The sequence below is a fragment of the Bacillus sp. JH7 genome (genome assembly GCF_001563515.1).
GTDB lineage: Bacteria > Bacillota > Bacilli > Bacillales > Bacillaceae_G > Bacillus_A > Bacillus_A cereus.
Genome location: NZ_LPUS01000001.1, coordinates 2,058,253 through 2,083,384 on the forward strand (window position 1 = coordinate 2,058,253; position 25,132 = coordinate 2,083,384).

Sequence of the window (25,132 nt, forward strand, 5' to 3'; positions counted from 1 at the left end):
AGGAATATAATTGATTAAAAAAGAATGTATAACAGTTAGTAAATCAAGAAGGAGAATACGGAATGGAAATATACATAGAGCAACTAAAGAAACAAGATGCTAAGGATTTATTTACGTTTGAACTTACAAATAAATCTTTTTTTGAAACAATGGTACCAAATCGTGGCTCGAAATATTTTGAATTTGAATATTTCCAAAAACTACTAGACGATTTATTAATAGAACAGGCAGATGGAGATTCTTATTTTTATTTAATTCGTAATGAAGAAAAAGAAATTGTAGGGCGAATCAATTTAGTAGATATAGATACGGAAACTCGAATTAGTTCGCTCGGGTATCGTGTCGGAGAAAAATTTACTAAAAAAGGAGTTGCAACAGCAGCCGTAAAATTAATTTTAGATGTAGCGAAAAATAATGAAATTACTGAAGTTTATGCTAAAACAACGACTAATAATCTCGCATCACAAATTGTACTAGAAAAAAGCGGATTTTCTTCTTATCAAAACGAATCAGATATAACATCTGTAGAATTAAATGGAGAACATGTGAAGTTTGTACACTATATTTGGAGAAATACTTCACACTTATAATAAGGAGGACTTATTCATGAATGATTTACGTTATCCAATTGGCCAATTTACATACAAACGTCCTATAACTGAAGAAATGATTGATACATGGATTCAAGAAATTGAAGATTTACCTAATGAACTAACAAGGGCAATTAAAGATTTAGATCAGAAGCAGTTAGATACACCATATCGCGTTGGAGGTTGGACTGTACGTCAAGTAGTTCATCACGTCGTTGATAGCCATATGAATAGCTACATACGTTTTAAATTAGCACTGACAGAAAAGAATCCAACTATTAAGCCGTATAAAGAAGAGAAGTGGGCAGAGTTACCCGATTCAAAATTACCGGTAGATGTTTCACTAGTAATGCTAGATTCATTACATAAAAGATGGGTTAATCTTTTATATTCTCTAGAAATTGAAGATTTAGAAAAGACATTTAACCATCCTGAAACTGGTGAAACAAAACTTGCTGTTGCAATAGGACTATATGCATGGCATGGTCGTCACCATACCGCTCATATTACTTCTTTAAGAAAGCGTCTAAATTGGTAACATGGAGATTATATTAGAAAAGGTGACAGAAACTGATGCAGAAGTTATATTTCAAATGCAAATAGACTCATTTAGCTCTTTATTACATAAATATAAAGACTATGAAACAAATCCAGCAAATGAAACTATTGAAAAAACTATTTTTAGAATAACTAATCCCAGCAGTAATTTTTATAAGGTGATAATAGATTCGAAACTTGTTGGAGCGATATGTATATCCGCAAAAGAACTACCTTATAAATTTTGGATTAGTTCAATGTTTATTCATCCAATCTATCAAGGGAAAGGAATTGCTCAGAAGGTACTTATTTTAATTGAAGAAATGTTTCCAGAAGCACGAAGTTTTGAACTTGCTACGATTTTAGAAGAAGAAAGAAATTGTTTTCTATACGAGAAAATGGGGTATAAAAGAACAGAAGTAATAAAGAAATTAAATGATAAAACTACACTTGTTTATTACAAAAAAGAAAGGTAAAGCATTTAAAATACGCTTTACCTTTTTATGTTATTTTAGATTAAATATACAAAAATAATGTATGTTCTTCCAAAATACTCGGGTTAGTAATTTTGAAAATGAATAAAGATACAAAAACCACTACTTTGTCGTAAAGGTTACTAGCGCTTTTTGAATGCTTAAAATACTATCGTCACCTTTAAATTCTTTCGTAATTGGTTCCTCCATACTAGACACCCAAATTTTAAGTTCTGCATCTAAATCAAAATGCCCAGCGGTTTCGATGCTATATTGTGTAATACTTTTATAAGGAATAGAATGGTATTCTGTTTTTTTGCCAGTTACTCCTTGTTTATCTACTAATATAAGACGACGATTTGTAAATACGATTAGATCACGAATTAATTTATAAGCATGCTCTACTTTTTCATCGTCTAGCATAATCTTCTCTAAATCACGTTCTACACTTTCAGAACTCGTATTTGATGCATTTCCTAAAATACCGCTAAATAAACCCATATTAAATTCCTCCTTTAATATATGTGGAATGAATTACTTATATTGTAACATGTTACTCACAAAGATATTATCACATTACTTTAGTAGTTTCTGGTTATTGTTGTGATTAGTTTATATAACCTCACCTTAAAATCTTATGCTAATATGAAATTAAGAAAAAAGAAGCAGAGGGATATAGAATGAAGAATGTCGGTTTAGTATTAGAGGGCGGAGGAATGAAAGGTTTATATACTGCAGGTGTACTCGAATATTTCATGGAAAAGAACTTATTCTTTCCATATGTAGTCGGCGTATCAGCTGGAGCCTGTATGGGAGCAACCTATTTGTCGCGTCAACAAGGGAGAAATAAGAAGGTAAATACAGAGCTAGTATCAGATTACAGGTATATATCTTATCGAAATTTAATTCGAAAACGTGAATTATTTGGAATGGACTTTTTATTTGATGAAGTACCTAATAAAATTGTTCCATTTGATTTTCAAACTTTCTTAAACTGTAATGAACAATTTGTTATAGGGACGACTGATTGCGAATCAGGACAAGCTGTTTATTATAATAAAACAGAACATGGAAATGATATTTTAAAAATCATCCGTGCATCCAGCTCTGTGCCGTTTATAGCACCAGCTGTAGAATATGATAATCGAAAATTACTAGATGGAGGAATTATAGATCCTATACCAGTTTTAAAAGCTCAAACTGATGGTTATGAAAAGAACGTTGTAATTATGACAAAGCCAGAAGGATACGAGAAGCAGCGAAATAAATTTTCTGGTCTAGCTAAAATTCTATATAGAAAATATCCGAAAATCGCAGAGAATTTAGTAGACCATTATCGTTTTTATAATGAGACGATATCTTATATGAATCGAGAAGAACAAAAAGATAATTTTTATGTAATTCAACCAAGTGTACAGCTTCCTATAAGCGGAATAGAAAGAAATAAGGAAAAGCTCGTTAATCTATATAATCTTGGGTATATCGATGCTCAATATCATTATGAAAACTTATTAAATTGGATAGAGAAATAAAGGAGGAGAAAGTTGAAGTTAGGAAAACAAATTATTTTTAAGGAATTGCAGAAAATGCATATTCCACTTCATAAACCGTTTCCTTATCGTGCTACAGCAAAATTGCAGCGAGACTTAAAAAGTAAATTTACCGAAGATGACTGTATAAACGCTGATTTTAATCATTATTGGATGCATACAGCAGCTACTTTAAATTCTGTACTAAATGGAAACGAACAGAACATTACGTTTCAACAAATAAAGTGGTTAAGAAAATCGTTTTTCGAGTGGTTTCCGCAATATCGTTTTCTAGAAACAGAAATTGTGAATTATCCCATTTTGTATAGAGATTTCATAAGTTATGAGAAGACCAGAAAGCTATTACTTTATTACCTTACTGAATAAAAGCGAAAACGTACAGGTTACATTACTTGTACGTTTTTTTGTTCATAAAACATTCAATATTAACAACTAGTTTATATAGGAATTCTAATGAGAAGAAAGAAGTACATATAATAGAATGATGCAGGGGAGGAGAGAGGAATAGCTGTTTTACTTTAAGTTATTGTCCAACTCGAATACAGTTAGTTATTTATGTTAAAATATTTCGAGTGAAATCAAGATTTTAAGGATTTCATTAAACATTAAACAAAACAAGTTAGCAACGTAGAAGGGATAACATTAACATGAAAAACGTATCAAATATAGATAAAGTAGAATCAATAAAATCTTTACAGTCAACAATTAGTAAACTTGAAAATGCCTTATCACAGATGACTCACAAAGGATCAAATACTACTTTAGTGAAAAAAAGACTCAAAGCAGCTAGTATCGGCTTAGCTATGTTAGAAAGTGTTTGGAAGCAAGAAACTCATCATTATACTCAGGAAGATTTAGCAGAAGCTCGTAATGTTCTGATTGGTTTGCTTCCATCAATTGAAAAGATTTACGTTAAGTCGAAGCTTGGGAGTCCTCAAAGAACGCTTTTAGAAAGAAGAATAAAATCGTTGGAACTTTCTATTCAAGCAATAGATACTTATTCTAGTAAATAACTCATTTAAAGAGTCTTATTACAAAAGTGTAGCAAGGCTCTTATATTATTCTATCAAAATTAAATATCCTTACTGCCACATTGCAGCAAGGGCAAAACATCTTGATCTACCTCATAATTATTCTTAAACTTCACATCTTCAAGAACATTTCATTGTCTTTAATAAAAATCCATGCATTAAGTAATCTTCAATCGCAAAAACACTCAATTATTTAATTTACGAAAATGGAATACCGCCATGTATTGCTGTAGATCATGTTAATCAGCTAGAAGAACTAACTTTTGAAAACGATATTCCTTGGATTGAAAATCAAATTTAATCAATAGATTCTAATGCGACTCATCTCTATTCTTACATAGCAGTAGGAGAACTTGAAAACAGACCTCTTTTAACGGCTAATAGACGTCTGTATAAAGCTTTAAAAGAAAAGAAATACCACATTACTTATGAAGAGTTTCAAGGCGATCATGATAGCGTGTGGTGGCGAGAAAAGCTATTCGAAGGATTAAGGGCATTGGAATTTACAAAAACGACACTAAAAATAAAAAGGAGAGAAAAGCTATGAATCAAGAAGAACTAGATAAAAAACTAAAAAAGCAAGAGATTTTAGTAAAAGATGAAAAAGTTTGGTCCTATACGTATGAGGATCATATTAGTTCTATCGTTAAAGAGGCAGAAAAGAAAGGGTCATTTAATAATTTACCTGGTAAAGGTAAACCTCTTAATCTCGATAACGATCTTTCTTACAATCCTGAAAAGCAACTTTATAGAACTTTAGCAAATAATCATGTTTTGCCTAGGTGGATTGAGCTTTCAAAAGAAATTGACGATTTAAAAGAAAGACTAAAAGAAAATACAAATACTACAGAAGCAGCGGAATTAATTCGAACTATTAATAAAAAGGTTTTAGAGCATAATTTACTTTGTCCGCCAAGCGCGCAAAAAATGAGGGTGAAAATGGATTTTTAACGATTTTCAATTAAGCTATCGCTTACTATATAATTAAGTTAGGCATTTTCAATTCATTACTAAAGGGAGGCAAATGTAGTGAAGAATACGTATCAACTTCAAATTCCGAAAGAACTAGAACAGTATCGTAGTATTTTAGAAGAAAGTGTGAAACCGTATATTAAAGTGTCTGGAACGCAAGCAGAGACAACGCTTTTTGAAAGTAAATTTGGTGGATATCCGTATTTACCTATAGATCAAGAGCATCCTAAAGACTCAAACGGACAACCTATGATGCTACTTGCGCAGTTAAACCTTGAAGAAATACCTAACATTGAACATATGCCTCAACATGGAATGTTACAGTTTTTCATAAGTGCTGAAGAAGATCTTTTTGGAGCAGATTTTGATCATCCCACAAGCCAAAAAGACTTTCGGATTGTTTATCATTCTACAATCACAGCGGATTTAACTAAGGTGATTACTGATTTTAGTGATTTAAACACTTTAGATTTAGAGAATTTTATCATACCCGAAGCAGCAAAACTAAAGTTTGAGTTGGCATATCAGCCAGTAACACCAAGAGATTATCGATTTGAAATGATTTTTAGTGATAAAATTGATTGGGAAGAAATTGTTGATGAAGAAAATAATACAGAATTAGGCGAACTGTATGATGATTTATGTAAAGATCAAGGACATAAAATTGGTGGTTATCCATTTTTCACACAGACAGATCCGAGAGAATGGGAAGAAAAATACCAACAACATGATATATTATTACTGCAAATCGATACAGACGATTCATTAAATATTATGTGGGGAGATTCTGGCGTTGCTAATTTCTTTATACGTAAGGAAGATTTGTTAAATCTAGATTTTTCCAATGTCATTTACAATTGGGATTGTTACTAGAGGATATAAATAAAATAATAGCAAACAAAAAATCTTCCTGAAGGTGAGGAGGATTTTTTTATGTTAAAAATAAGCGTTATGTTAACTAGAATAAAAAACAATGAGTGTAATGAAAGTCAAGCCTAAATAACAGAAATAACAACAAATAATGTAAAGTTGTAAAACATGTGCAAATAGCAATAAATTCATTAAGTAAAACATAAAATAAAATTACTAATTTATATTTTGTATAGAAATAATTTTTCTGTATAAAAATTTCTTACCAATCAAAAATGTTTTTAATTCGTTAAATCTTAAGTGATTATTGATTAAGATTTGCTGTGATGAATTTATAACAAATAAAAACGATAAAAACTGAAGAAATTTGTTTAGATAAGATTTCATGTGAATCTCACTAAAAATCTCCGTTTCGTCTCATTAAGTATAGTTTACTTGGGTTTTGATACCTGGTATTGCTTTGTTTCTATAACTGCCTATAATATATATTATGTTAACTAACTATAAATAACAAACTTATTATATGTAAGTTTTTTATTGTGATTAGCCTCCCCTCGTTCTTTTTAATCATTCTGTGTGATGGATTGTTTAGTTGTTTGTTTTATAAGTTGTTGATGAAAATGTCTCCAGATATAAATTATATTTAAGACAATAAAAAATGCAATTCGTTTTAACTGAACGCATTAACCGAATTGCATGGATATGATTCATAATAAGTTTTTAAAATTAGTTTGCTACAGCAATTGCTTCGATTTCAATTAAAAAGTTATCGTTAATTAACTTTCTAACTTCTACAGCTGAACTTGCTGGTGGATTGTTAGTGTCAACGTATTGATCTCGTATATCTCTAACAGTGGCCATTTGAGAAATATCTGTTAGGAAAAATGTTAATTTTACTACATCATTAAATCTTAATTCCGAAGTTTCTAATGCACTTTTAATATTTTCGAAAACTTGTCGCGTTTGTGTAGCTAAATCACCAATGCTAACTATTTGACCATCAGTGTTAATCGCTACTTGTCCAGATATGTAAATTGTTCGTTTAGCGTTACTAACTTCCACTACATGTGAATATCCAAAAGTTGGTGGCATCGTTTCTGGATTGATAAATTTCTTTTGCAAGGTGTATCTCTCCTTTTTTATCAAGACAATTGTAAAATCTATGTATTTACTATATTCAATCAATAAAATTAAGAATCCTTTATGATTTAAAAATAAAAAACCTTAGAATAGCTATCTTCATACCTATTCTAAGGTTTTTTAGGATTTTATATTTAGTTATCGCTAGTGGACATTGTTAAATTAATCTTTTCATAATCTCTTTTAAATTGATTATCATTTTTTAGCCAACGTTTGAAAGCCGATTCGCTTATTTCTAAATTTGAACAAGTTGTAGTATTACATTTATTTTTCATATATTCTTCAAGGAAATTTTGTTTTCTTTGTTTAACGGCAGTTTGAGTTTGTTTTAATTTTCGATCTTGTAATTGATCTAAACTCAGACTTTCTTTCTGAAACACTTCATATTTTCTATGCAAATAAATATCTTTGTCTTTATAAATCCAATTTGAAAATAGTTGTATTGATTTTCTTCCAGATAAAATAACGCGATAATGTTTGTTTTGATTTAGTAAATCGGCTCGTAAATTGCGATTTTGAAGAATTTGATGTAAAGAATTCATAAAGTTATATGATCCACCTACGAAATTAACTGTATAAGTTTCATACTTGACGTAACCATCCCCATCAAAATATCCACGAACAAAATGATGTAAATATTCTTCTGGTACTATAGGAAATTCAATGTTAAATGATTTACATGGCATAATTCCGTGTATGTTTATAAGGTCGTCTTTTATTGTTTTGCTATTAATATTTAGCATATATACGCCTGTTTTTTTGTTTTGATAAAGTGGCTGGTTTGTTTTTAGTTCTTTTTTTATATCTTCTAAAATATAACTTTCTTTTTGAGATATACTGACACATTGATTTTCTTTCTGTATAACACCATCTGCCGCTATAAACCCTAAAATATAAGCCATGTTATTTGACCACGTTTTAAAATAATCTTCTGTTATGTCATACTTTCTCTTCCAACTCCCTATAGCGCGCCTTGGTACGTTATTGTCTGATAAAACCATACGAATATACCTTGCAGACACATTAGCAAGCATAGCGATTTCTGAGGTGCTCTTCCCTTCAGTATACAAATGCATGATTTCAGATTTTGATAGTTTACATTTTGATTTCTTTTTTCGCTCTATGTGCACTTACATCCTCTCCTTCCTTTCTTTTATTAGAGACATATTTTCTTTGTTGCGTATAAGAAGGAATTTACTAAATAAAAACAATTTACATGTACTTAATATTTGTCTTAGCTGCTGCTATGCGATTTGTACTTTATAGATACAAATAATGAATTTGACGGATTTATGAAATACAAGGCATTTTAGATGAAAGGTAAAATAATATAGTTTAAACTACAAATAGCTACAATAACAACATACGTAAATTGTTAATCGTAAAAAGGAGAACGAATGAATAAGAAATATACAAATCAAATTCATACTGATATGAGTTTTAAACCGAAAGATATTATAAGTTTAATGACGGATTACTTTAAAATAAAATCAAAGCTGCGTCCTATAAAGGATTTGCCTGTTGTTTTATCAAATAAAGATAATGAAGCGTTAGAGAGTGTTACATGGTTTGGCCATTCTGCTTCTCTTTTGAAAATAGAAGGTAAAAAACTGTTATTAGACCCGATGTTTGGAGATGCCTCTTCCCCATTTCCCTTGTTTAATAGTAAGCGTTATAGTGGTGCTTTTTCTTTAGAACGTGATGACCTTCAAGAAATTGATGCGATTATCATTTCTCATAATCACTATGATCATTTGAATTACAAAAGTATTATGCAGTTAAAAAATCGCGCAAAACACTTTTATGTTCCAACTGGAGTTGCACAATATCTTATTAAATGGGGTGTTTCACCTAGTAAAATTAGTGAGCATAATTGGTGGGACGAAATTACGTTTGATAATATTAAGTTAGTATGTGCGCCTGCAAGGCATTTCTCTGGACGTGGTATGACAGATAGAGATCGTTCATTATGGTGTTCATGGCTTATTCTTGGTCAAGAGACTAAAATTTTCTTTAGTGGTGATAGCGGTTATGCCCCTCACTTTAAGGAAATTGGTGATAAATACGGTCCATTCGATCTTACATTAATGGAATGCGGGCAATATGATCCGAGGTGGTCTGCTATTCATATGTTGCCTGAAGAAACGGTACAAGCTCATATTGATGTTAAAGGAGAATTACTTCTTCCGATTCATTGGGGTGCTTTTACGTTAGCATTACATGAATGGAGTGACCCGATAGAACGTGTTACGAAAGAAGCTAACCGTTTAGGAGTTAAAATTACAACGCCACAAATTGGCGAATCTATTACGTTAAAATCTACAGACTATCCTTTATCCGCTTGGTGGAAGGAAATTTAATTTTAAAATATAAAAAGAGCGAATCCTCTTATAAAGAATTCGCTCTTTTTTCTGTATTTAAACTTATTTCACTATATTGGATCTCCCACTATCTAATACTCTATTTGCTGGTACACTGGGCATTTCAACCACTGTATTCATACTCTTATCAGTCAGTTCAATGAGTTCGTTTTCATGTTTTATTTTATTTAAATCCCACACCATCCCATGAAATTCATTATGTTGACCACTTACCTGTATAATGCTTTTTGTTTTATTTGAAGGCTGTATTTGAAGGTTTGTAAATTGATTCCCACTAATTTCATTTGGTGTAGTTACTTGACTATCCATATAAATCATATTTACACAGTCTTCTAAAGAAAAGTTCATAAAACGATTGGCATTTATCCAAGCTTGTCCGGTGCTCGTTTTTTTCGCTACTAATTTCAGTCCAGTTTCCATTCCTACAACTTTAATATTTTCGAAGTTAACAAACGAAATTTCATTTTCTTTTCCAGCAGAGTATAAAGAAATTCCGGTACCTTTATTCGTTTCCGTCCAATTGATAATATTTATATCTTTTATTTGTGTTTTGTTCCAAGTGTTATAATATTTATTTTTACCGTCTAAATAAATAACTTCAGAGTTAAATTTAGGATCGTCAATAGCTATATACGCTCCTTCAATGGATGCGTTTTTCTCTAGTTCTAAAACTCTAAAGTTTCCCTCAACTACAAATTGGGATCCGTAACCAAATAATAATTTCACACCTTTTTTAACAATGATTGGTGACGTAATTTTATACTTTTTATCATCAAGCAATACAGTTTTAATTTTACTAGACTCTGCTTTATTAATAGCAGATTGTATTTTTATTGAATCATTTTCCCCTTTAAAGTTTTCTACATACAAGTTAGTACTTTTAGCTGCATAGTCTTTTTTGTTGTATTGATAAAAAGCAAAAATAATTAAAACTATACCCATGAGTAAAACAATTATTTTCTTCATCGTACTCACCCCATATCTATTAATCTATGGCTTTTATATTCAGGTTATTATTATTTTGCTTTGTATTTCAGATTACCATTTCTGCTTTGTCTATGAATTATATTATGTAGGAATTAGTAAACTGTTTGCTTTACTAATACATCATTCTTATAATGTATTAATTTATGATTTCATAAAACAACAGTCTGCTTGCACATAATGAAATCCCTTTCTCTATTCCTAATAAGCTCTTACTGGCGATATAAGATGTACTGCTGCAGATTGCTCTCCTGCTTCAATCAATATCGGTCTCATAGAACCTCCAAAACTTAAAGTAATCGTTTCTTCTTTTATTGCTCTTAAAGCATCAACCATAAAACGCCCATCGAAAGATATATTTAATTGTTTTTCACCTTGAATCGCATCTATTTGTTGCGTTTCAGATATTTTCCCAATTTGAGAAGCGTTTGAAGAAATTTTAATTGTGGATTCGTTTATGATTTCTAAGTTAACATTGTTATTAGCCCATTCACTTGCTAATAAACTTGATCGGTCTACACCTTGTAATATCTTTTTTCTATCTACGTTAATAATCGTTTTAAAATCATTTGGAATAAGGTTAGAAATATTAGGATATTTCCCTTCAATTAGTCTTGAATATAATGTAGTTGTTCCGATCGTAAATATAATATGACTCTCTGAAAGGTAGATATATACGAATTCCGAATTGCTGTTCATTAATTTTAGAAGTTCACTAATGGTTGCGCTTGGTACAATACAATTTGCTTTTACATCTGAGGAAAGTAATGTTTCGCGTATCGCTAGTCTATGTGAGTCAGTTGCAGCGCAAATTAACTTATTATTAGATAACTCTATATGCACCCCAGTAAGAACAGGTCTAGACTCATTTTTTGCTACCGCAAAGACTGTTTGTTTAAATACTTCAATCAATTGCTCTGTTTCTACCTTGATTTCTGCATGATTGTCTATAAGCGGTACATTCGGAAACTCATCTGCAGGAAATCCATTTAAACTTAATGTGATTTCTTCTGATTGTATCTTAATAATTTGCTCATTCTTACTTTTTATTGCTATATCACTTGGCATTTTCTTTATTATTTCAATGAAATACTTTGCAGGTACAACAATAGTTCCTACCTTTAAAATAGTTGCAATCTTTTCGTCTTCAATTGAAACAGGAATGAATTTTTCAATAAAAATATTTGAGTTACTTGCAATTAAAGTAATTCCAGATTGATCTGCAGTTATTTTTATACCAGATAATATAGGAATTAAAGATTTTGTTGATATTGCTTTGTTGACTTCTGAAAGTGCTTGAGTGAATTGTTTGTGATTAACGATAAACTCCATGTTTCCCCCGCCTTACATGAAATAATATTTTTATGAAGATTGATGAACGATTGTTCCGTTAAAAAAATAAGGTACTGTTTCTTTCTTTTGTAATAAATATAGTAAATGTTCTGGTATGCGTAAATACGGTGCTGCTATATGTAATTCCATCCAAGTAATCTCTTCGATTTCTTTTGGCCTTGATATATATGTCTCCCCGCCGATTATTTCGCCTAGAAAATTAAAGAAAATTGCATGATGATCTCTTTCCTCGAAAAAGGCTTCACTGATAGAACAAATCCCGTTTACGTTTATATGTAACCCTGTTTCTTCTTTTACTTCTCGAATTACTGCTTCTTCTAATGTTTCTCCTAGTTTAACTGCGCCACCTGGTAATGTATAATAAGAACCATTTTCCCCTTTGTTTTTTACCATTAAGATCTTTTCATTAGTTTTATCGTACAAAATCGCGTATGTAACATTAACTTTTTTCATATATACCTCCTCTATTTTAAATAAAAGGAATTTTCTGCCTTCTATTCATTCTACCATTAACTCCTTTTAATATATATAAGTTAGTTAAGTCTTGCCTTTACCGCTATTGTTGGAGTTAATAAGAATAGGCTACTGATATAAAAAAAGAACGTACCTTAGGAAGATTATCCAAAGTACGTTCTTGCAGTTTTAGTATAAAAATTGATTCAATTAATACTGAAATTAATAATAACCTCGCCCTTATTGCATTTGTATTTCAAATACTAACGTTAACAAATTCTATATACTTTTTAACCGTTTTTCTAAATAATAATGATTATGTCCTTTCGGATGATCTTCACTTACTCCAATTACTTTATATCCATGTTTCTTATAAAAATCAGGTGCTTGGAAACTAAAAGTATCTAAATTAATTAACCTACACCCTTTTTCAATTGCAAATTCTTCAATAAGCTTTATTAACTTGCTTCCGTAACCTTCATGCCTATATTCTTCAGAAACCCATAGAAAGTCAACGTGTACATGGTGCCAAAAAGTTATTGCTGTTACCCCACCTACTATTTCTTCTTTTTCATTTCTTACTATGAAACTAACCTTTTCTGAAGGTGTTTTTTCTTCATCTGCAAGATATTTTTGATTGTATTCAATTACTTTCTCTCTTATGTAATCACTATCTTCTTGTACCCACTGCTGTACTATTTTCATTTTAAGTGTCACGCTCCTTTTTACTTATCTATTCAATTTTATAATGAAATTGTCCTGTCTTTAATAAGTTCGTAAAGAAGCAAAGTTAATGGAATAAAAAAGAGCCCTAACATGAGGACTCTTTTTAAAATTAAGCTACTTTCCGATGTAAATGTTTTAGTTCCTTTTTCTTTTCTACATTTGGTGGGCGGATTAATATTGAAATAATGAAGGAAATAACACTTAAAACACCGATTATAATGAAAGTTGGTTGAAATCCCCCGAGTATCGCTCCAATAAATGATCCTGCAAGCGCACCAAATCCGAAACCTTGGTAGACAATCCCGTAATTTGTACTATGGTTTTTTAATCCAAAGAAATCTCCGACAATAGCTGGGAATATAGTTATATTACCGCCGAAGCAAAAGGCGACACTTGCTACACAAGCAAAATAGATTCCGTAATTTAGCGGAATAAAACTTAAAGTAAAGACTGACAATCCTATAATAATAAACGTTGCAGAGACAATTTTCATTCGGCCGATTTTATCTGATAACGTCCCAAGAATAATTCTACCTACTGTATTAAAAATTGCAATCATAGCAACGGCGTTTGCAGCGGTTGCTGCGCTAAGGCCAACGAGTTGTACACCGATATCTTTTACCATACTTATTAAATACAGACCACCCATACACGAGGTGAATAACATAAAAAATAGCAGATATACTTGTTTCGTTCGCATCATTTCACGCGGAGTATAGTCATTGTGCAATGTTTCAGTTACAGCATTACTTACAATTGCCTCACGTAAGAAGAACGATCCGATTAACACTAAAAGTAACACGATAATGCCCCAATATAAGAATGCTTGTGATACACCAAGATTATCGATAAGATTTCCGTTTATATATCTAAAGATTAAGCTGCCCATTCCATAAGCTGATACAGATATACCTGAAATAAGCCCTTTCCGATTTGGAAACCATTTAATTAAATTAGATAGTGATGTAATATAAGCTGTTCCATCCGCATAACCAACAACGACACCAGCTAATAAATATAATAGTGGTAAGGAAGAAACTTGTGAACTAAGTATTAAGCCGAGTCCTAAAACAATTCCTGCAGTAGCAATAAGTTTCCGAAGTCCTAATTTTTTCTGCAATTTTGCTGCAAATAAAGTTGAGAATGATAAAGAAAAACTTGTTATAGAGAAAGTTATCGCTACTGAATTAAGATTCCATCCAAACTTACTTACAAGGGGTTGATTAAATAAACTCCATGTATAAATTGTTCCAAGGCCAATTTGAATAATGATTGTACCTAGAACAATTAGTAACGGATTTATAGAAGTTTGTTTCATACTAACTGTCCCCTTCTTTTATCTTGACATAGATTTTCACAGTTAGTATATCCATCGTAAATTGCAAGATACTGTACGGAAAATGGTAATTAAGTTCATATACACAAAAAGACACTTCATAAAGAAGTGTCTTTTGCAGGTTATATCAGATGTTTCTAAAGAAAGCTTTGTTAAGATAAGCCATTTTCGAATGCTTATGTATATATGTTATCAAATAATTTCTTATATGTGATGAGACTTAAGACGTATTTTTCATTCATCATATAGTCGGATGAAAAATTAATATTCGATTTCATCAAAATCCTTCGGCTGCGGTACAGTTTGCATATTAGCTGCATCTTTAGGATCGCTATAAATTGCATTTTGCTCTGTATTTACATCTTTTATATTTTGTTTTTTATTTTTGTTCACTTTATCTTTCACTTACAATCACTCCTTTTTGTTATAGGAGTAATTATGCCCTATTACCGTTACTAAATGTATCAGCGACTAAATTACTAAATTCACGTAAATAATATAAGTAATTATCACCGCCGTAGTTATATCTTTTGTTATACATTTTTGCAACAACTACATTATATTCAGGTATTACTAAAATAGTCGGTCCAGTAATCCCTAATATTTGATATGACCCTTTTGGAACACGTTCACCAAGTTCGCTTAATTGTGCAGGTTCATTTTGAACGAACCAAAACAAGCCATTTTGTGGTAGCTCTTTATTTACATATGTTGGACTCTGCAAACTCGTAGCGATTTTTATAACTTCTTTTGGAACAATTTGCTTACCGTTTATCACACCTTGATTTAAATGAAGATTGCCCCAATAAGCAAATTCTCTAGCTGAGACAAACAGATTTTTTTCAGTACCGTCATCTACCGTACCAATTTCACTAGTCGCGTCTTCATTTGGATTATTAACAACGTCAACTAAATTTTCATCTCGCTGAACTCTCCAACCTGTTTCTTGAAAATTAGCAGGCTTAAAAACACGCTCCTTTAACAATTCAGGAAAACTTTTGTTATATAGCTGATAAATAAGACGTGTCATCATTCTTACATTAATATCTCTATATGCCCATGCTTGTCCCGGTTCAAATTCACGAAAAATTGTCCCGTCATTCATTTCTTCTAATCCGTGCGAATGTGTTACTAAATGTCTTATCGTTGTTTTACCAAGCAATGCAGGATTAAAGTCTTTAAAATATTTTATCGCTTCATCATCAATAGAGTTTATTTTCCCCTCGTAAAGCGCATACGCTATCATTAATCCTAAATAACTTTTTCTAGCAGAAGCAACGTTGAACTGCGAAGATGCGGTTACTTTTTTATTAGTCGATGTATTTGAGTGATAACCGCTATAATGCTCTAATACGACTTTATTATTTTTTATAATACAAATTGCTGTAGCAGAACTATGATTTTTTTCTTTTATATTCTCTACCCAAGAAATCAACTTATCATATGTATACAAATAAATCCCCCTTAATACACATCAAAATTACAGCATGAAAGAAAAGTATAAACAGTATTTACACCTTTCTTTCATATAAAATATTAATGATGTACTATATTTAAATAATCCACCAGTTCCAGCAATTAAAGCAACCAAAACATCCGGCACAACCTACGCAACCACCACATCTGCCACCGCCGCAACCGCCACAGCGTCCACCACAACCTCCGCATCCGCCACAACGACGTGCATCGCCTTGGATGTAATAATATGGATATTGGCTTTGTTGTTGATCCCAATACACAACATTACCAGTTTGATAATCATTAAGGTTTAATGTTTGTAATTCATGTTGAAACTGATTCATTACGAACCCCTCCATTTATAAATATAAATTTCGCCCAAACGTTAAAGTTTATATATTTTTGTAAACAAAATAGAAACAAGACTATAGACTAAATGCGTACATCAACAAAATATGAACTTACACTAGGTGATGTACCTTGTTTTTCAGCCTATTTTCTTTATATTTATTCGATGGACGTATTTACTATAAATAAAGTGATTTAAAAATTACTAATCCAACAATTTAGTAGTTCATCACTTAACTTTCTTTCTAGTAATTCCTTCACTAAAGGCATTGGCATGATTTCATAATGATTTAAGGCTTCTTTATTATAATCTATCCAGTGAAATGCTAAATGAGACTCGCTCGATTTCGGTGTTAAGTCCGTATGTAAATCTTGTGACTCTACTTCAAAAATGTGATTAATTTCATGATGGAGCACTTCTTTATCTTGCCATTGATTTTCTATGACTCCTAAAAATTGTTGTATACTACAGTTTACTCCAAGTTCTTCTCTTAACTCTCTTATTAATGCATTCTCTACTGATTCTCCAATTTCAACATGGCCACCAGGTAAAAAATAATGATGGCCGATATATTCAGCAACTAATAATTTCCCATCTTTTATCATGACTGCTCGTACAATATGATGGAATTTACTTTTCAATTGAAATCCCTCCTAGTTATTCAATGTATAGTTGCTCAAAATAGTCATTTAGTATTGGTATAATATAAATCATAGGTGTTTCATACGGATGAATATCATTAATAACTTCAAGAGCATCTTTTACAAGTTCTCGTTTACACTTTATTTCAACTTTACATTCTTGCCCTTCGCATATTCGCCCAATTTCTCCATTAAGAGGAGATGCTTCGTCTAAAGGTCTCCAATATCCTTTCACTGAACTATAGGAAAGGCAATGGTCATATTCGCCCGTTTTACATGCTCCAATTTTATTTAATTCATCCCTTAATGTTTCAATATATTCTTCAGGAATGAACACTTCAATTTTCACTTCAGTAAATTGCATATTTCATTTACACCTTTACTTCCTAATAGTTAAACAAATAAACGATATACTTGCTCACCATCATACTCTTGTCCTAATGATATGAAACCATATCGTTCATATAATTTCTTTGCAGAGAGATTATCTTTATGTACTGTTAATCTAATTTCTTTACACGATTTAAAAGTATTTTTTATTATATTAATACTTTCTTGTAATGCTGCTTTTCCATAACCATTACCTTGCTGCGATTGATCAATAATAAATCCGTTAATCCAATACATATCCGATGTCTCTCTTACAACAGCATGCATAACAAAACCAACCATAAGGTCACCATGGTATATAGCGAATGGTATGTACTCTACATTGTCACCATCTGGTTTTATATATACTTTAGCAAGCGAAACTGCTACGGATGGAACAAATTTCAATTGATTTTCTTTAACTTGTAGTTTTAATGCTTCTTCCCAATTTTCTCTCGTAACAACCTTTAACTGGATATTCAATATTGTAAGCTCCCTTATATAGAGGATGTATGTTTATATTCAACGCATTGAAATAATTCCCTTTTTCGACAACAACTTATAACATAATTTTTATAAAATCTTGAATGAATTTTTCTGCATCTATTTCTAAAGCTATACGGGCTCCTTCAGATATAGAGCTAAGGCGAAAATCAGCAAATGTTTGTCCTTTCGTATCTCCGTATGTATCAACATTCACTGTACGATGTACAAATTCAAAAAAGTTTGGATTTACTAATCCACTTATAGCAACCACATCATGAAGCAATGGCCCTTCGATAGATGGATTAAGTTTTTGGTATGCAGAAAAATAGTAATCATACATTGGTTTCATTATCGTATGGAATGGATTCTTTGAATTAGCTTGAATATAGTCAAACACATTTGGTGTTAACACAGCTTTGTTTGTTACATTTAAAGGGAATATTAATAAATTCTTTGCTTGATGGAAAACAATTTTACTTGCTATAGGATCTCCATACACATTTGCCTCTGCTAACGGCGTAACGTTTCCTACTTCTAAAAAAACACCACCCATGAAATAGATTCCTTTTACATTTAGCATTAAATCATTCCACAAATTAAAAGCAATTGCTAACGAGGTAGATCTTCCTACATCAACAATCGTTAAATCTTTTCCGTACTTTATAAGAATCGCAGCAATACTGCCAAAATTGTATATTGGAATAGATAATATATTTTCTGGAACATGGATGGGCCCTAATCCTTCTGCTCCGTGAATTTCAGGATAGTACGTAGTGATTTCTTCTGTAAGTGGTTTTGTTGCACCACTAATGACAGGAATGTCTTGTCTATTTGCTAACTGTAAAATATACGCTGCATTATGTGCAGCATGTATATGCTCAACATTTCCGTATCCAGTTACAATACCGACAATTTCAATTTCGGGATGCAGTAAGCCATACATAATGGCAAATGAGTCATCAATACCTGGGTCTCCGAAAAATAATACTTTTTCCAAGAAATACGCTCCTCTCACGAAAAAAACGAGTCATTAGTAACTATGTATATGAAAAAAGCAAGTATATCTATGCAAATTTTAGAATGGATAATGTTTTACAAAATATTAAAAAGGAACTAGCGTATGCTAATTCCTTTCTTGAGTAACCATTCTCAAATTTAATTAATTATCGTATCCTTCATAAATTGCATCATTTATTTGATTTTGTATTTTTGTATCATCAGGTACAGGTTTCCACCAATTTCCTGTAATGAATAACATAGTTAATAAATTATAACTATCACTAAAATAACTTTCTCTCTTATTCTTCATCCAATCCCAACCGCTATTTACCCACTTTTGATTATTGCTACTTGTTATACTTGCAGCAATAAACGGTGAAACAAATACAGCAGTTGAATAACTACCAATATTAGATCCATTTAATTGATAACCATCCACAATTTTAGAAGGATTTCCATTCGTTTTATTTTGAATCCACGAAGAAACTTTATCAGAAATGACTTTACTTCTTTTCTCGCCGTACATCGCATAGTCCATTACAATTCTCAATGGTACCCGACTAGCATTGTAATAATATGCATTTGTATATTCTGACTCCTCTAAGAAGTCTTTAGGTGCGGGTTGTGGTGGGTTTTTTACAACGAAATCTGAAATAAGTCCTGTATTTGGAGAGTACTTATTACTAAATTGCGTATAAACATCGTACAAATTATTAATAACAGTAAGCCAAGTTTTATCACCTGTAAATTCATAAAATGCTCTAAGGTGTGACATCATCCAATCAGATGGTCTCGTATCAAGTGAACTTTTAGAATCCCAATCGCCTAAATTTAGTCGGTTATTATTTGTAACATTACTAGCTTTAATACCTTTTGTAATCATGTCTTGTGCTTCTTTCAAATAATTCACTGTTCCATTAGATCCCCACTGCTTATGAGCAAGAAGAAGAGAATACGCAATATCTAAATCTCCATCAGTAGCAGAATCAAAATGACCTTGTGCTTTTTTACTATCTGCGACAACCCATCCCATTAAATTAGGATTTTGAGAACTTTTAAAAGTTCTTGCTGTTTTAAATAAACCGTCATAGATTTTTTGAGCATTCGAATCATAACCAGCCATTAATACTGTAATTATCATCCCATACCCTTGACCTTCTGAAGTTCCAAGTGGCTTAAACCCATCAGCATCACCTGTAATCTCTCCTTTTACATAATAACCACCAGGTAAAGAAGATAAATCATTTTTCAAATATTTCTTTTTCCAATTATCGTAGTAACTTCTTACAGAAGCATTTAAACTTTCCTGTGTAACATGATTCGGTTTTATAACACCTGCATAATTAACTTGCTGCGGAAATGGTTTCATTTCCTTTGCAGCAGCTACTTGTTGATTAACTACGGGAATAGAATTTTGTACTGAATTGTCCGTTACACTTGCTGCGAAACTAGAATTAGAAAAACTAGCTAGTCCGATTCCTACAATAGAAATACATGTGAAAATTTTTCTTTTTCCATTCATTATGTTGTCAGCTCCTTTTAAAATGCTTACTACATAAAATGTAACATACAATATTTAACTGAAATACAAAATATTATATTTATCAACATAAGAAAGAAACTATATAAAAAAGTATCTTAAAGTCATTATTGAATTACATTATACGGATTGATTATTTGCTAAATTCCCATGTTTTTCTTTTCTTAATACTGGTATATGAGCAATCACAATTCCAAGTATAGTAATCACTCCGCCAATTATCGAAACTAAAGTTGGCACTTCTCCTAACCATATCCAAGCAATGAAACACGCAGTTATTGGCGTTAAATATAGAGAACTTGTTGCTTCAGAAGCACCAGCACGAGATATAATATAGGCCAATGCAATATACGGGAGTACTGTTGGAAAGACACCTAAATATATAACGCTCAAGTTAACTTCAAGAGGAGCTGCTAATATTTCTTGATAAACTCCAGGTAAGAAAATAAGCATACATATAGTACTAGACAAAATTGTATATATGGTAAATGGTAAGAAGCCGTATTTTTTTAAGTAAGATGTTTGGAAAACGAAAAATAGACTTTCTGAAATCGCCGCTAATAATATAAATAATCCCCCGCTATTTAATTGAATAGCGTCGCCTTGGCTAAATGAAATTAAGGCAATTCCTGCAAAACTCATTACACCACCGATCCAGCCATTTAATTTCATTTTTTCATTCAAAAAAACAAAAGCAAGAATTGCCGTCACTATTGGAGTGACTGAAATTATTAAACTTGCAGATCCAGCATTTACTGTTTTTTCGCCGTAGTTTAATGCGATGTGATAAATAGTAAACCCTAAAGCACCAAATATAAAAAATGCTGGGATATCCTTTAAATCCGGTAGTCGTAGTTTGTATATAAATGAAAATAACAAAAGTATAAATGAAGCGATTAATAAGCGTAGTAAAGTAAGGTGTTCAGGCGTATAAGATTCAAGCCCCATACGAATTGCTGGAAAAGCAGTTCCCCATATAAGAATTGTAAAAGCGTGAGCACATATAATGCGTAAATCCCATTTTTTATTATGCATGTTTTCTCTCCCTCCCTAATAAACCAACCATTTTTAAATTACCAATTATTTCTTTTCATCATATTTAATAGTTGATACAATGTCTTCAACCAGTTATTTATCGGAAAAACCAACCACTTTGAATCTTTTAAATAAACGAGGGAGTTTTTTATATGACAAACGATAAAAAAGTGCCCAAATATCGGCAGATAATAGACTATATGAAAGAAAAAATTGAAAACGGAGAATGGCCAATTGGAAGTAAAATCCCTAGTCAGCGGCAGTTAGCAAAATTATTTCATGTAAATCGAAGTACTGTAATAACTGCGCTAGATGAACTTATGGCAGATGGTTTAATTCAAGGACAAATCGGAGCAGGAACAATTGTAACAAATAATACATGGTCATTATTAGCAACTAATCCCCCGCCTGATTGGAGTGAATATGTAAAGGCCGGTATTCATAAACCAAGTAAGTTAATGGTGCGAGAAATAAATGAAGCAGAAGCAAATAAAACGCTTATCCATCTTAGTAAAGGTGAACTTGCACCTCATCTCTTCCCGCTCGAAACTATGCAATCTATAATAAAAAACGTCAGTGAGGAATTAGATTATTTCGGATACGAAGAACAAAAAGGTTTTTATCTGTTACGTGAAGCAATAAGCAAATATGTAAGATCATTTGGAATACATGCATCACCGGGTTCTATATTAATAGTGTCTGGTGCACTCCAAGCATTACATTTAATATCAATTGGTCTTTTACATAGAAAATCAACTGTTTTACTTGAACAACCTTCTTACTTATATTCACTTCATGTTTTTCAATCAGCAAATATAAATTTATCCGGTATATCAATGGATTATCACGGTATTTTACCTAACGACTTATTAAAACGAATTAAATATAGTCAAAAGAATAATATTTTATATTCAATCCCTTGTTTTCAAAATCCAACGGGGATATTGATGTCCAAAGAGCGAAGAAAAGAAATATTAAAAATATGTGAAAAAGAGCAATTGCCTATCATCGAGGATGATATTTACCGAGAGTTATGGCTTGATGAATCACCTCCAGCTCCTTTAAAGTCGATGGATAAACATGGACATGTATTATATATTGGTAGTCTCTCTAAAACACTTAGCCCAGGACTTAGAATTGGATGGATAATCGGACCAGAACCTGTTATTGATAGGTTGTCAGATATAAAAATGCAAACAGACTATGGATCGAGTTCTTTATCTCAAAGAGTAGCTGCTGAATGGATAAATGAAGGTTTTTATGAAGAACATGTAGCAAACGTAAGAATGCACCTGAAAGAACGAAGACAAATAATGATACGAGCTTTAAATAAATATTGTGCAGATATTGCATCGTGGGATATTCCTAGTGGTGGAGTTTTTATATGGCTAAAGGTTGTACATAACATTCCGATGAAAAAACTATTTTCAGAGGCACTATCAAAAGGAATTCTTTTAAACCCGGGACGTATTTATGAAGAAGAATCAGATCAGTACATTCGTTTATCATATGGATATGCTTCTCCAGAACAAATGACTTACGGGGTTAAATTGCTCAGTGAATTAATTCGGAAGTTAACAGCATAAAAAAATCCTCTTTTGTTTTTGGAGGATTTTTTTACGTATCTTATTTACCACAATTTCATTTCCTGCCCTAATAAAATAAGTTCTTCATAAGGATCTCCGTCAATATTTAATACTTGAGCAAAAGCAGGTTCTGTTTTTAAACCTTGTTCCTTTAAGTGAATAACTTCTTCCCTTATATGGGGATGCTGCATTAATAACATGTGTTCCACTATCATATGTCTATATGCATTTTGATTACGCACTGGCTTAGGTTGAGCAAATAATTCAAATTCAAAACCTTCGAATTCAAAATTCACCTTTATCGATTCAGTACCTTTCATTTTTTTCTTTTTTATATTGAACCCTCTATAAGAACCATATAAAGATCTCATTTCCTGCTCAAAAACATCAAAATTATATACTTCCATTACAATATCTAAGTCAGATTGAGAAGTATCAATTCTTATCGGGATTGTCCCGCAAAGAACGGGATTATATAAAGCTAAACCCTCCATAATATTTAGTTTGTTCAAAACATCATATACTTTTTGTTGCTTGTCATTCCCTGATTGTAAATATGTAATAGATGTAAACATGGAAGTCTCTCCTTCATTTCACGTAATACGTGTCTCACTAAACTCAAGAAAAATTTGTCCGTTTAAACTTGTTCTTGAAGTACCTTTACTTCAATATATTAAAGTGAATAAACAATATGTTTCAACTTTTCTCCTATGCTGCAATACTATAAAAATAAAAAGGGAGGAATTATGATGAGCATTTTCAACATTCTTTTAACCATCCACATATTATTTGGAACGATATGTTTAATAACTGGGATAATAGCGATGGTTGCTCAAAAGAAGAAAGGTAAACATACGGAATGGGGTGAAATATATCACGCATCCTATGTCGTTATCACCGTTACTGCCATTATATTATCCATTATAAACTGGGATAAAATCGCATATTTATTTTATGTAGCAATCTTCTCTTATTCATTTGCGATTTATGGATACCTTGCACGAAAAAAACGTTGGAAAAATTGGCTCCATCACCACATTAGAGGTATGTTAGGTTCTTATATAGGTGCAGTCACCGCACTTTTAGTAAATGTCGGCATCCATATTCCCATTATAAATTTACTTCCGCCAATATGGTTTTGGTTTTTACCCACCTTAATTGGTATCCCCCTCGTAGCCAGTGTATCAAAAAAATATAAAAAGCGTAGTTGAAATTAATTACATTTTGATTACTTTCTGATTATTAGAATGAAAAATTATAATCTATGTATCACGAATGATATCATGAGTGCTCGCCCTATGAATATTTAAAATAAAATGCCGCCCAACAGGACGGCTCTTATTTTTACTTTACAAACGTAACATATTCACCAGAAACCCATTGATTTCCACCAACATTATACCAACCATCTTTATATCCAAATGATTGATATTTTTCACCTTGATACACGTTTTTCACAATGCCGTAATTTGTTCCTGGGCCGGTACGAACACGTAATACATCAGCGATTATAGTAACTACACCTATACCCTCATTTGATGATTGTGAAGGTGTTGGCACATTTCCTCCCGTATAACGAATATATGATGGATCGTTAAAAATCCACTGATCGCCACCGAGATTTAACCAGCCATTTGATTGCCCAAATACTTTGTAGGACTCTCCTTTCCCTAATTGACGAATAACGCCATATCCAGTACCAGGTCCTTTTCGTAAATTTACATTACTACCGTTAATATAAGCAATCCCTACACTATCATTCGACGTGGGAGGAGCCACTACGTTTTGAGCACCTTTTCCAAAAGTATCCGTTCCATATCCTTTGTAGTTATATTGCAAATGCGGGCTATCCACAAATCCTTTCCAGTCACCGCCCCATTCAAAACCAATTTGTTTAGCATAACGAATTGCTGATGCCCACGGTTCTTTATTATAGCCATTCCAATCTTCTGTACCATTCGACTGAATTGGAACAAAATCTAATGCCTGTCCTACTAAGTGATATGAGCGCATCGTTTGTGATGCTCCTTTACGAACATATTCACGTTGTTGCTCGACCGTTCGGATTGTTTCATAAATTAATACTTCAATTCCATTGTCGATACAGTACTGATACCACTTAAAAGCTGCAGCTTTCGTATTATCCGCTAATTTATTCAGATTACTTACATTTCTATTGTGGTATTTCAATATGCAACATCTCCTTTTCTATTATCCTATGCAAAACTCTTCTCACGGGTTGTACATATACCTACAACGATACGAAGTACAAA

At 31.9% G+C, this 25,132-nt stretch carries 29 protein-coding genes and 1 pseudogene; 11 read left to right on the forward strand and 19 right to left on the reverse strand.

Features of this window, described 5'->3' with window-relative positions:
- The first annotated feature begins 62 nt into the window (after positions 1–62).
- From AU379_RS10440 to AU379_RS10450, 3 genes are read left to right on the forward strand one after another with little or no spacing between them, the layout of a single operon-like run.
- Positions 63–590 carry a GNAT family N-acetyltransferase gene (locus AU379_RS10440; RefSeq protein ID WP_000409244.1) on the forward strand — a complete coding sequence of 176 codons (528 nt, stop codon included), beginning with the start codon at positions 63–65 and terminating at the stop codon, positions 588–590.
- Between the two features lie 16 nt (positions 591–606).
- A complete protein-coding gene (locus tag AU379_RS10445; protein WP_000999082.1) occupies positions 607–1,128 on the forward strand; it encodes a YfiT family bacillithiol transferase in 522 nt (173 codons plus the stop codon).
- Position 1,129: 1 nt separating this feature from the next.
- Positions 1,130–1,603, forward strand: coding sequence for a GNAT family N-acetyltransferase (locus AU379_RS10450; protein WP_061139212.1), 474 nt, complete (start codon positions 1,130–1,132; stop codon positions 1,601–1,603).
- A 120-nt stretch (positions 1,604–1,723) separates the two neighbouring features.
- On the opposite strand, the gene AU379_RS10455 is transcribed toward AU379_RS10450, so the two are convergent.
- A complete protein-coding gene (locus tag AU379_RS10455) occupies positions 1,724–2,101 on the reverse strand; it encodes a PH domain-containing protein (RefSeq protein WP_000522476.1) in 378 nt (125 codons plus the stop codon).
- Between the two features lie 179 nt (positions 2,102–2,280).
- Here AU379_RS10455 and AU379_RS10460 point away from each other — a divergent pair, with 179 nt between their 5' ends.
- The 5 genes and pseudogenes from AU379_RS10460 to AU379_RS10480 all read left to right on the forward strand — a co-directional run bounded on the left by AU379_RS10460 (position 2,281) and on the right by AU379_RS10480 (position 6,026).
- Complete coding sequence (locus AU379_RS10460) at positions 2,281–3,132, forward strand: patatin family protein (RefSeq protein ID WP_000799975.1); 852 nt, start codon at positions 2,281–2,283, stop codon at positions 3,130–3,132.
- Positions 3,133–3,144: 12 nt separating this feature from the next.
- Positions 3,145–3,516 (forward strand): YxiJ-like family protein, encoded by a 372-nt coding sequence (locus tag AU379_RS10465; protein ID WP_000765913.1) that lies wholly within the window; start codon positions 3,145–3,147, stop codon positions 3,514–3,516.
- Between the two features lie 281 nt (positions 3,517–3,797).
- Positions 3,798–4,163 carry a hypothetical protein gene (locus AU379_RS10470; RefSeq protein WP_000800298.1) on the forward strand — a complete coding sequence of 122 codons (366 nt, stop codon included), beginning with the start codon at positions 3,798–3,800 and terminating at the stop codon, positions 4,161–4,163.
- A 97-nt stretch (positions 4,164–4,260) separates the two neighbouring features.
- A pseudogene (locus tag AU379_RS30795) lies at positions 4,261–5,132 on the forward strand (DnaJ family domain-containing protein); the annotation flags it as partial.
- Between the two features lie 78 nt (positions 5,133–5,210).
- Positions 5,211–6,026: a YwqG family protein gene (locus tag AU379_RS10480; RefSeq protein WP_061139213.1), complete on the forward strand. Its 816-nt coding sequence runs from the start codon at positions 5,211–5,213 to the stop codon at positions 6,024–6,026.
- 723 nt (positions 6,027–6,749) lie between these two features.
- Here the strand turns inward: AU379_RS10480 and AU379_RS10485 are convergent.
- Positions 6,750–7,145 carry a RidA family protein gene (locus AU379_RS10485; RefSeq protein ID WP_061139214.1) on the reverse strand — a complete coding sequence of 132 codons (396 nt, stop codon included), beginning with the start codon at positions 7,143–7,145 and terminating at the stop codon, positions 6,750–6,752.
- A gap of 152 nt (positions 7,146–7,297) precedes the next feature.
- The gene (locus AU379_RS10490) at positions 7,298–8,293 is read right to left on the reverse strand and encodes an LAGLIDADG family homing endonuclease (RefSeq protein ID WP_061139215.1); all 996 of its coding nucleotides are present in this window, start codon (positions 8,291–8,293) and stop codon (positions 7,298–7,300) included.
- 267 nt (positions 8,294–8,560) lie between these two features.
- On the opposite strand from AU379_RS10490, the gene AU379_RS10495 reads away from it, so the two are divergent.
- Positions 8,561–9,523 carry an MBL fold metallo-hydrolase gene (locus AU379_RS10495; protein WP_001037071.1) on the forward strand — a complete coding sequence of 321 codons (963 nt, stop codon included), beginning with the start codon at positions 8,561–8,563 and terminating at the stop codon, positions 9,521–9,523.
- Positions 9,524–9,586: 63 nt separating this feature from the next.
- Here the strand turns inward: AU379_RS10495 and AU379_RS10500 are convergent, their stop codons facing one another.
- The 14 genes from AU379_RS10500 to AU379_RS10565 all read right to left on the reverse strand — a co-directional run bounded on the left by AU379_RS10500 (position 9,587) and on the right by AU379_RS10565 (position 21,273).
- Positions 9,587–10,510, reverse strand: coding sequence for a hypothetical protein (locus tag AU379_RS10500; RefSeq protein ID WP_061139216.1), 924 nt, complete (start codon positions 10,508–10,510; stop codon positions 9,587–9,589).
- A 219-nt stretch (positions 10,511–10,729) separates the two neighbouring features.
- Positions 10,730–11,860, reverse strand: coding sequence for a DNA polymerase III subunit beta (dnaN, locus tag AU379_RS10505; RefSeq protein ID WP_000394480.1), 1,131 nt, complete (start codon positions 11,858–11,860; stop codon positions 10,730–10,732).
- Positions 11,861–11,890: 30 nt separating this feature from the next.
- Complete coding sequence (locus AU379_RS10510; protein ID WP_000757608.1) at positions 11,891–12,334, reverse strand: NUDIX hydrolase; 444 nt, start codon at positions 12,332–12,334, stop codon at positions 11,891–11,893.
- A 279-nt stretch (positions 12,335–12,613) separates the two neighbouring features.
- Entirely contained in the window at positions 12,614–13,039 is a 426-nt protein-coding gene (locus AU379_RS10515; protein WP_000706906.1) for a GNAT family N-acetyltransferase, read from the reverse strand.
- 130 nt (positions 13,040–13,169) lie between these two features.
- On the reverse strand, positions 13,170–14,378 hold the full coding sequence (locus AU379_RS10520) for an OFA family MFS transporter (protein ID WP_048567639.1): 1,209 nt from the start codon (positions 14,376–14,378) through the stop codon (positions 13,170–13,172).
- Positions 14,379–14,657: 279 nt separating this feature from the next.
- A complete protein-coding gene (locus AU379_RS30535) occupies positions 14,658–14,801 on the reverse strand; it encodes a hypothetical protein (RefSeq protein WP_000653680.1) in 144 nt (47 codons plus the stop codon).
- Between the two features lie 31 nt (positions 14,802–14,832).
- Positions 14,833–15,849, reverse strand: coding sequence for a serine hydrolase domain-containing protein (locus AU379_RS10530; RefSeq protein ID WP_000288900.1), 1,017 nt, complete (start codon positions 15,847–15,849; stop codon positions 14,833–14,835).
- Positions 15,850–15,949: 100 nt separating this feature from the next.
- The gene (locus tag AU379_RS10535) at positions 15,950–16,198 is read right to left on the reverse strand and encodes a heterocycloanthracin/sonorensin family bacteriocin (protein ID WP_001071345.1); all 249 of its coding nucleotides are present in this window, start codon (positions 16,196–16,198) and stop codon (positions 15,950–15,952) included.
- 199 nt (positions 16,199–16,397) lie between these two features.
- Positions 16,398–16,844 carry an NUDIX domain-containing protein gene (locus tag AU379_RS10540; protein ID WP_000836837.1) on the reverse strand — a complete coding sequence of 149 codons (447 nt, stop codon included), beginning with the start codon at positions 16,842–16,844 and terminating at the stop codon, positions 16,398–16,400.
- A 16-nt stretch (positions 16,845–16,860) separates the two neighbouring features.
- Positions 16,861–17,208 carry a divalent cation tolerance protein CutA gene (cutA, locus tag AU379_RS10545; RefSeq protein WP_001160790.1) on the reverse strand — a complete coding sequence of 116 codons (348 nt, stop codon included), beginning with the start codon at positions 17,206–17,208 and terminating at the stop codon, positions 16,861–16,863.
- Positions 17,209–17,237: 29 nt separating this feature from the next.
- Entirely contained in the window at positions 17,238–17,696 is a 459-nt protein-coding gene (locus AU379_RS10550; RefSeq protein ID WP_001025614.1) for a GNAT family N-acetyltransferase, read from the reverse strand.
- 76 nt (positions 17,697–17,772) lie between these two features.
- On the reverse strand, positions 17,773–18,696 hold the full coding sequence (locus AU379_RS10555; protein WP_000416775.1) for a nucleoside hydrolase: 924 nt from the start codon (positions 18,694–18,696) through the stop codon (positions 17,773–17,775).
- Positions 18,697–18,858: 162 nt separating this feature from the next.
- Entirely contained in the window at positions 18,859–20,220 is a 1,362-nt protein-coding gene (locus AU379_RS10560; protein WP_016118017.1) for a glycosyl hydrolase family 8, read from the reverse strand.
- Between the two features lie 138 nt (positions 20,221–20,358).
- Entirely contained in the window at positions 20,359–21,273 is a 915-nt protein-coding gene (locus AU379_RS10565) for a DMT family transporter (RefSeq protein WP_000551611.1), read from the reverse strand.
- Positions 21,274–21,425: 152 nt separating this feature from the next.
- Between AU379_RS10565 and AU379_RS10570 the strand changes: the two genes are divergently transcribed.
- Complete coding sequence (locus tag AU379_RS10570) at positions 21,426–22,859, forward strand: PLP-dependent aminotransferase family protein (protein WP_061139217.1); 1,434 nt, start codon at positions 21,426–21,428, stop codon at positions 22,857–22,859.
- A gap of 44 nt (positions 22,860–22,903) precedes the next feature.
- Here AU379_RS10570 and AU379_RS10575 read toward each other — a convergent pair whose 3' ends face one another.
- Entirely contained in the window at positions 22,904–23,434 is a 531-nt protein-coding gene (locus tag AU379_RS10575; RefSeq protein ID WP_000495193.1) for a DUF4269 domain-containing protein, read from the reverse strand.
- A gap of 174 nt (positions 23,435–23,608) precedes the next feature.
- On the opposite strand from AU379_RS10575, the gene AU379_RS10580 reads away from it, so the two are divergent.
- Positions 23,609–24,070 carry a DUF2306 domain-containing protein gene (locus tag AU379_RS10580; RefSeq protein WP_000021727.1) on the forward strand — a complete coding sequence of 154 codons (462 nt, stop codon included), beginning with the start codon at positions 23,609–23,611 and terminating at the stop codon, positions 24,068–24,070.
- Between the two features lie 133 nt (positions 24,071–24,203).
- Here the strand turns inward: AU379_RS10580 and AU379_RS10585 are convergent, their stop codons facing one another.
- Positions 24,204–25,049: an SH3 domain-containing protein gene (locus tag AU379_RS10585; RefSeq protein ID WP_000873734.1), complete on the reverse strand. Its 846-nt coding sequence runs from the start codon at positions 25,047–25,049 to the stop codon at positions 24,204–24,206.
- Between the last annotated feature and the right edge of the window lie 83 nt (positions 25,050–25,132).

Coding starts and splice junctions, on each gene's coding strand:
- AU379_RS10440 (WP_000409244.1), top strand. CDS start 63: ATGGAAATATACATAGAGCAACTAAAGAAACAAGATGCTAAGGATTTA.
- AU379_RS10445 (WP_000999082.1), top strand. CDS start 607: ATGAATGATTTACGTTATCCAATTGGCCAATTTACATACAAACGTCCT.
- AU379_RS10450 (WP_061139212.1), top strand. CDS start 1,130: ATGGAGATTATATTAGAAAAGGTGACAGAAACTGATGCAGAAGTTATA.
- AU379_RS10455 (WP_000522476.1), bottom strand. CDS start 2,101: ATGGGTTTATTTAGCGGTATTTTAGGAAATGCATCAAATACGAGTTCT.
- AU379_RS10460 (WP_000799975.1), top strand. CDS start 2,281: ATGAAGAATGTCGGTTTAGTATTAGAGGGCGGAGGAATGAAAGGTTTA.
- AU379_RS10470 (WP_000800298.1), top strand. CDS start 3,798: ATGAAAAACGTATCAAATATAGATAAAGTAGAATCAATAAAATCTTTA.
- AU379_RS10495 (WP_001037071.1), top strand. CDS start 8,561: ATGAATAAGAAATATACAAATCAAATTCATACTGATATGAGTTTTAAA.
- AU379_RS10500 (WP_061139216.1), bottom strand. CDS start 10,510: ATGAAGAAAATAATTGTTTTACTCATGGGTATAGTTTTAATTATTTTT.
- dnaN (WP_000394480.1), bottom strand. CDS start 11,860: ATGGAGTTTATCGTTAATCACAAACAATTCACTCAAGCACTTTCAGAA.
- AU379_RS10510 (WP_000757608.1), bottom strand. CDS start 12,334: ATGAAAAAAGTTAATGTTACATACGCGATTTTGTACGATAAAACTAAT.
- AU379_RS10515 (WP_000706906.1), bottom strand. CDS start 13,039: ATGAAAATAGTACAGCAGTGGGTACAAGAAGATAGTGATTACATAAGA.
- AU379_RS10520 (WP_048567639.1), bottom strand. CDS start 14,378: ATGAAACAAACTTCTATAAATCCGTTACTAATTGTTCTAGGTACAATC.
- AU379_RS10535 (WP_001071345.1), bottom strand. CDS start 16,198: ATGAATCAGTTTCAACATGAATTACAAACATTAAACCTTAATGATTAT.
- cutA (WP_001160790.1), bottom strand. CDS start 17,208: ATGCAATTTACTGAAGTGAAAATTGAAGTGTTCATTCCTGAAGAATAT.
- AU379_RS10560 (WP_016118017.1), bottom strand. CDS start 20,220: ATGAATGGAAAAAGAAAAATTTTCACATGTATTTCTATTGTAGGAATC.
- AU379_RS10565 (WP_000551611.1), bottom strand. CDS start 21,273: ATGCATAATAAAAAATGGGATTTACGCATTATATGTGCTCACGCTTTT.
- AU379_RS10570 (WP_061139217.1), top strand. CDS start 21,426: ATGACAAACGATAAAAAAGTGCCCAAATATCGGCAGATAATAGACTAT.
- AU379_RS10575 (WP_000495193.1), bottom strand. CDS start 23,434: ATGTTTACATCTATTACATATTTACAATCAGGGAATGACAAGCAACAA.
- AU379_RS10580 (WP_000021727.1), top strand. CDS start 23,609: ATGAGCATTTTCAACATTCTTTTAACCATCCACATATTATTTGGAACG.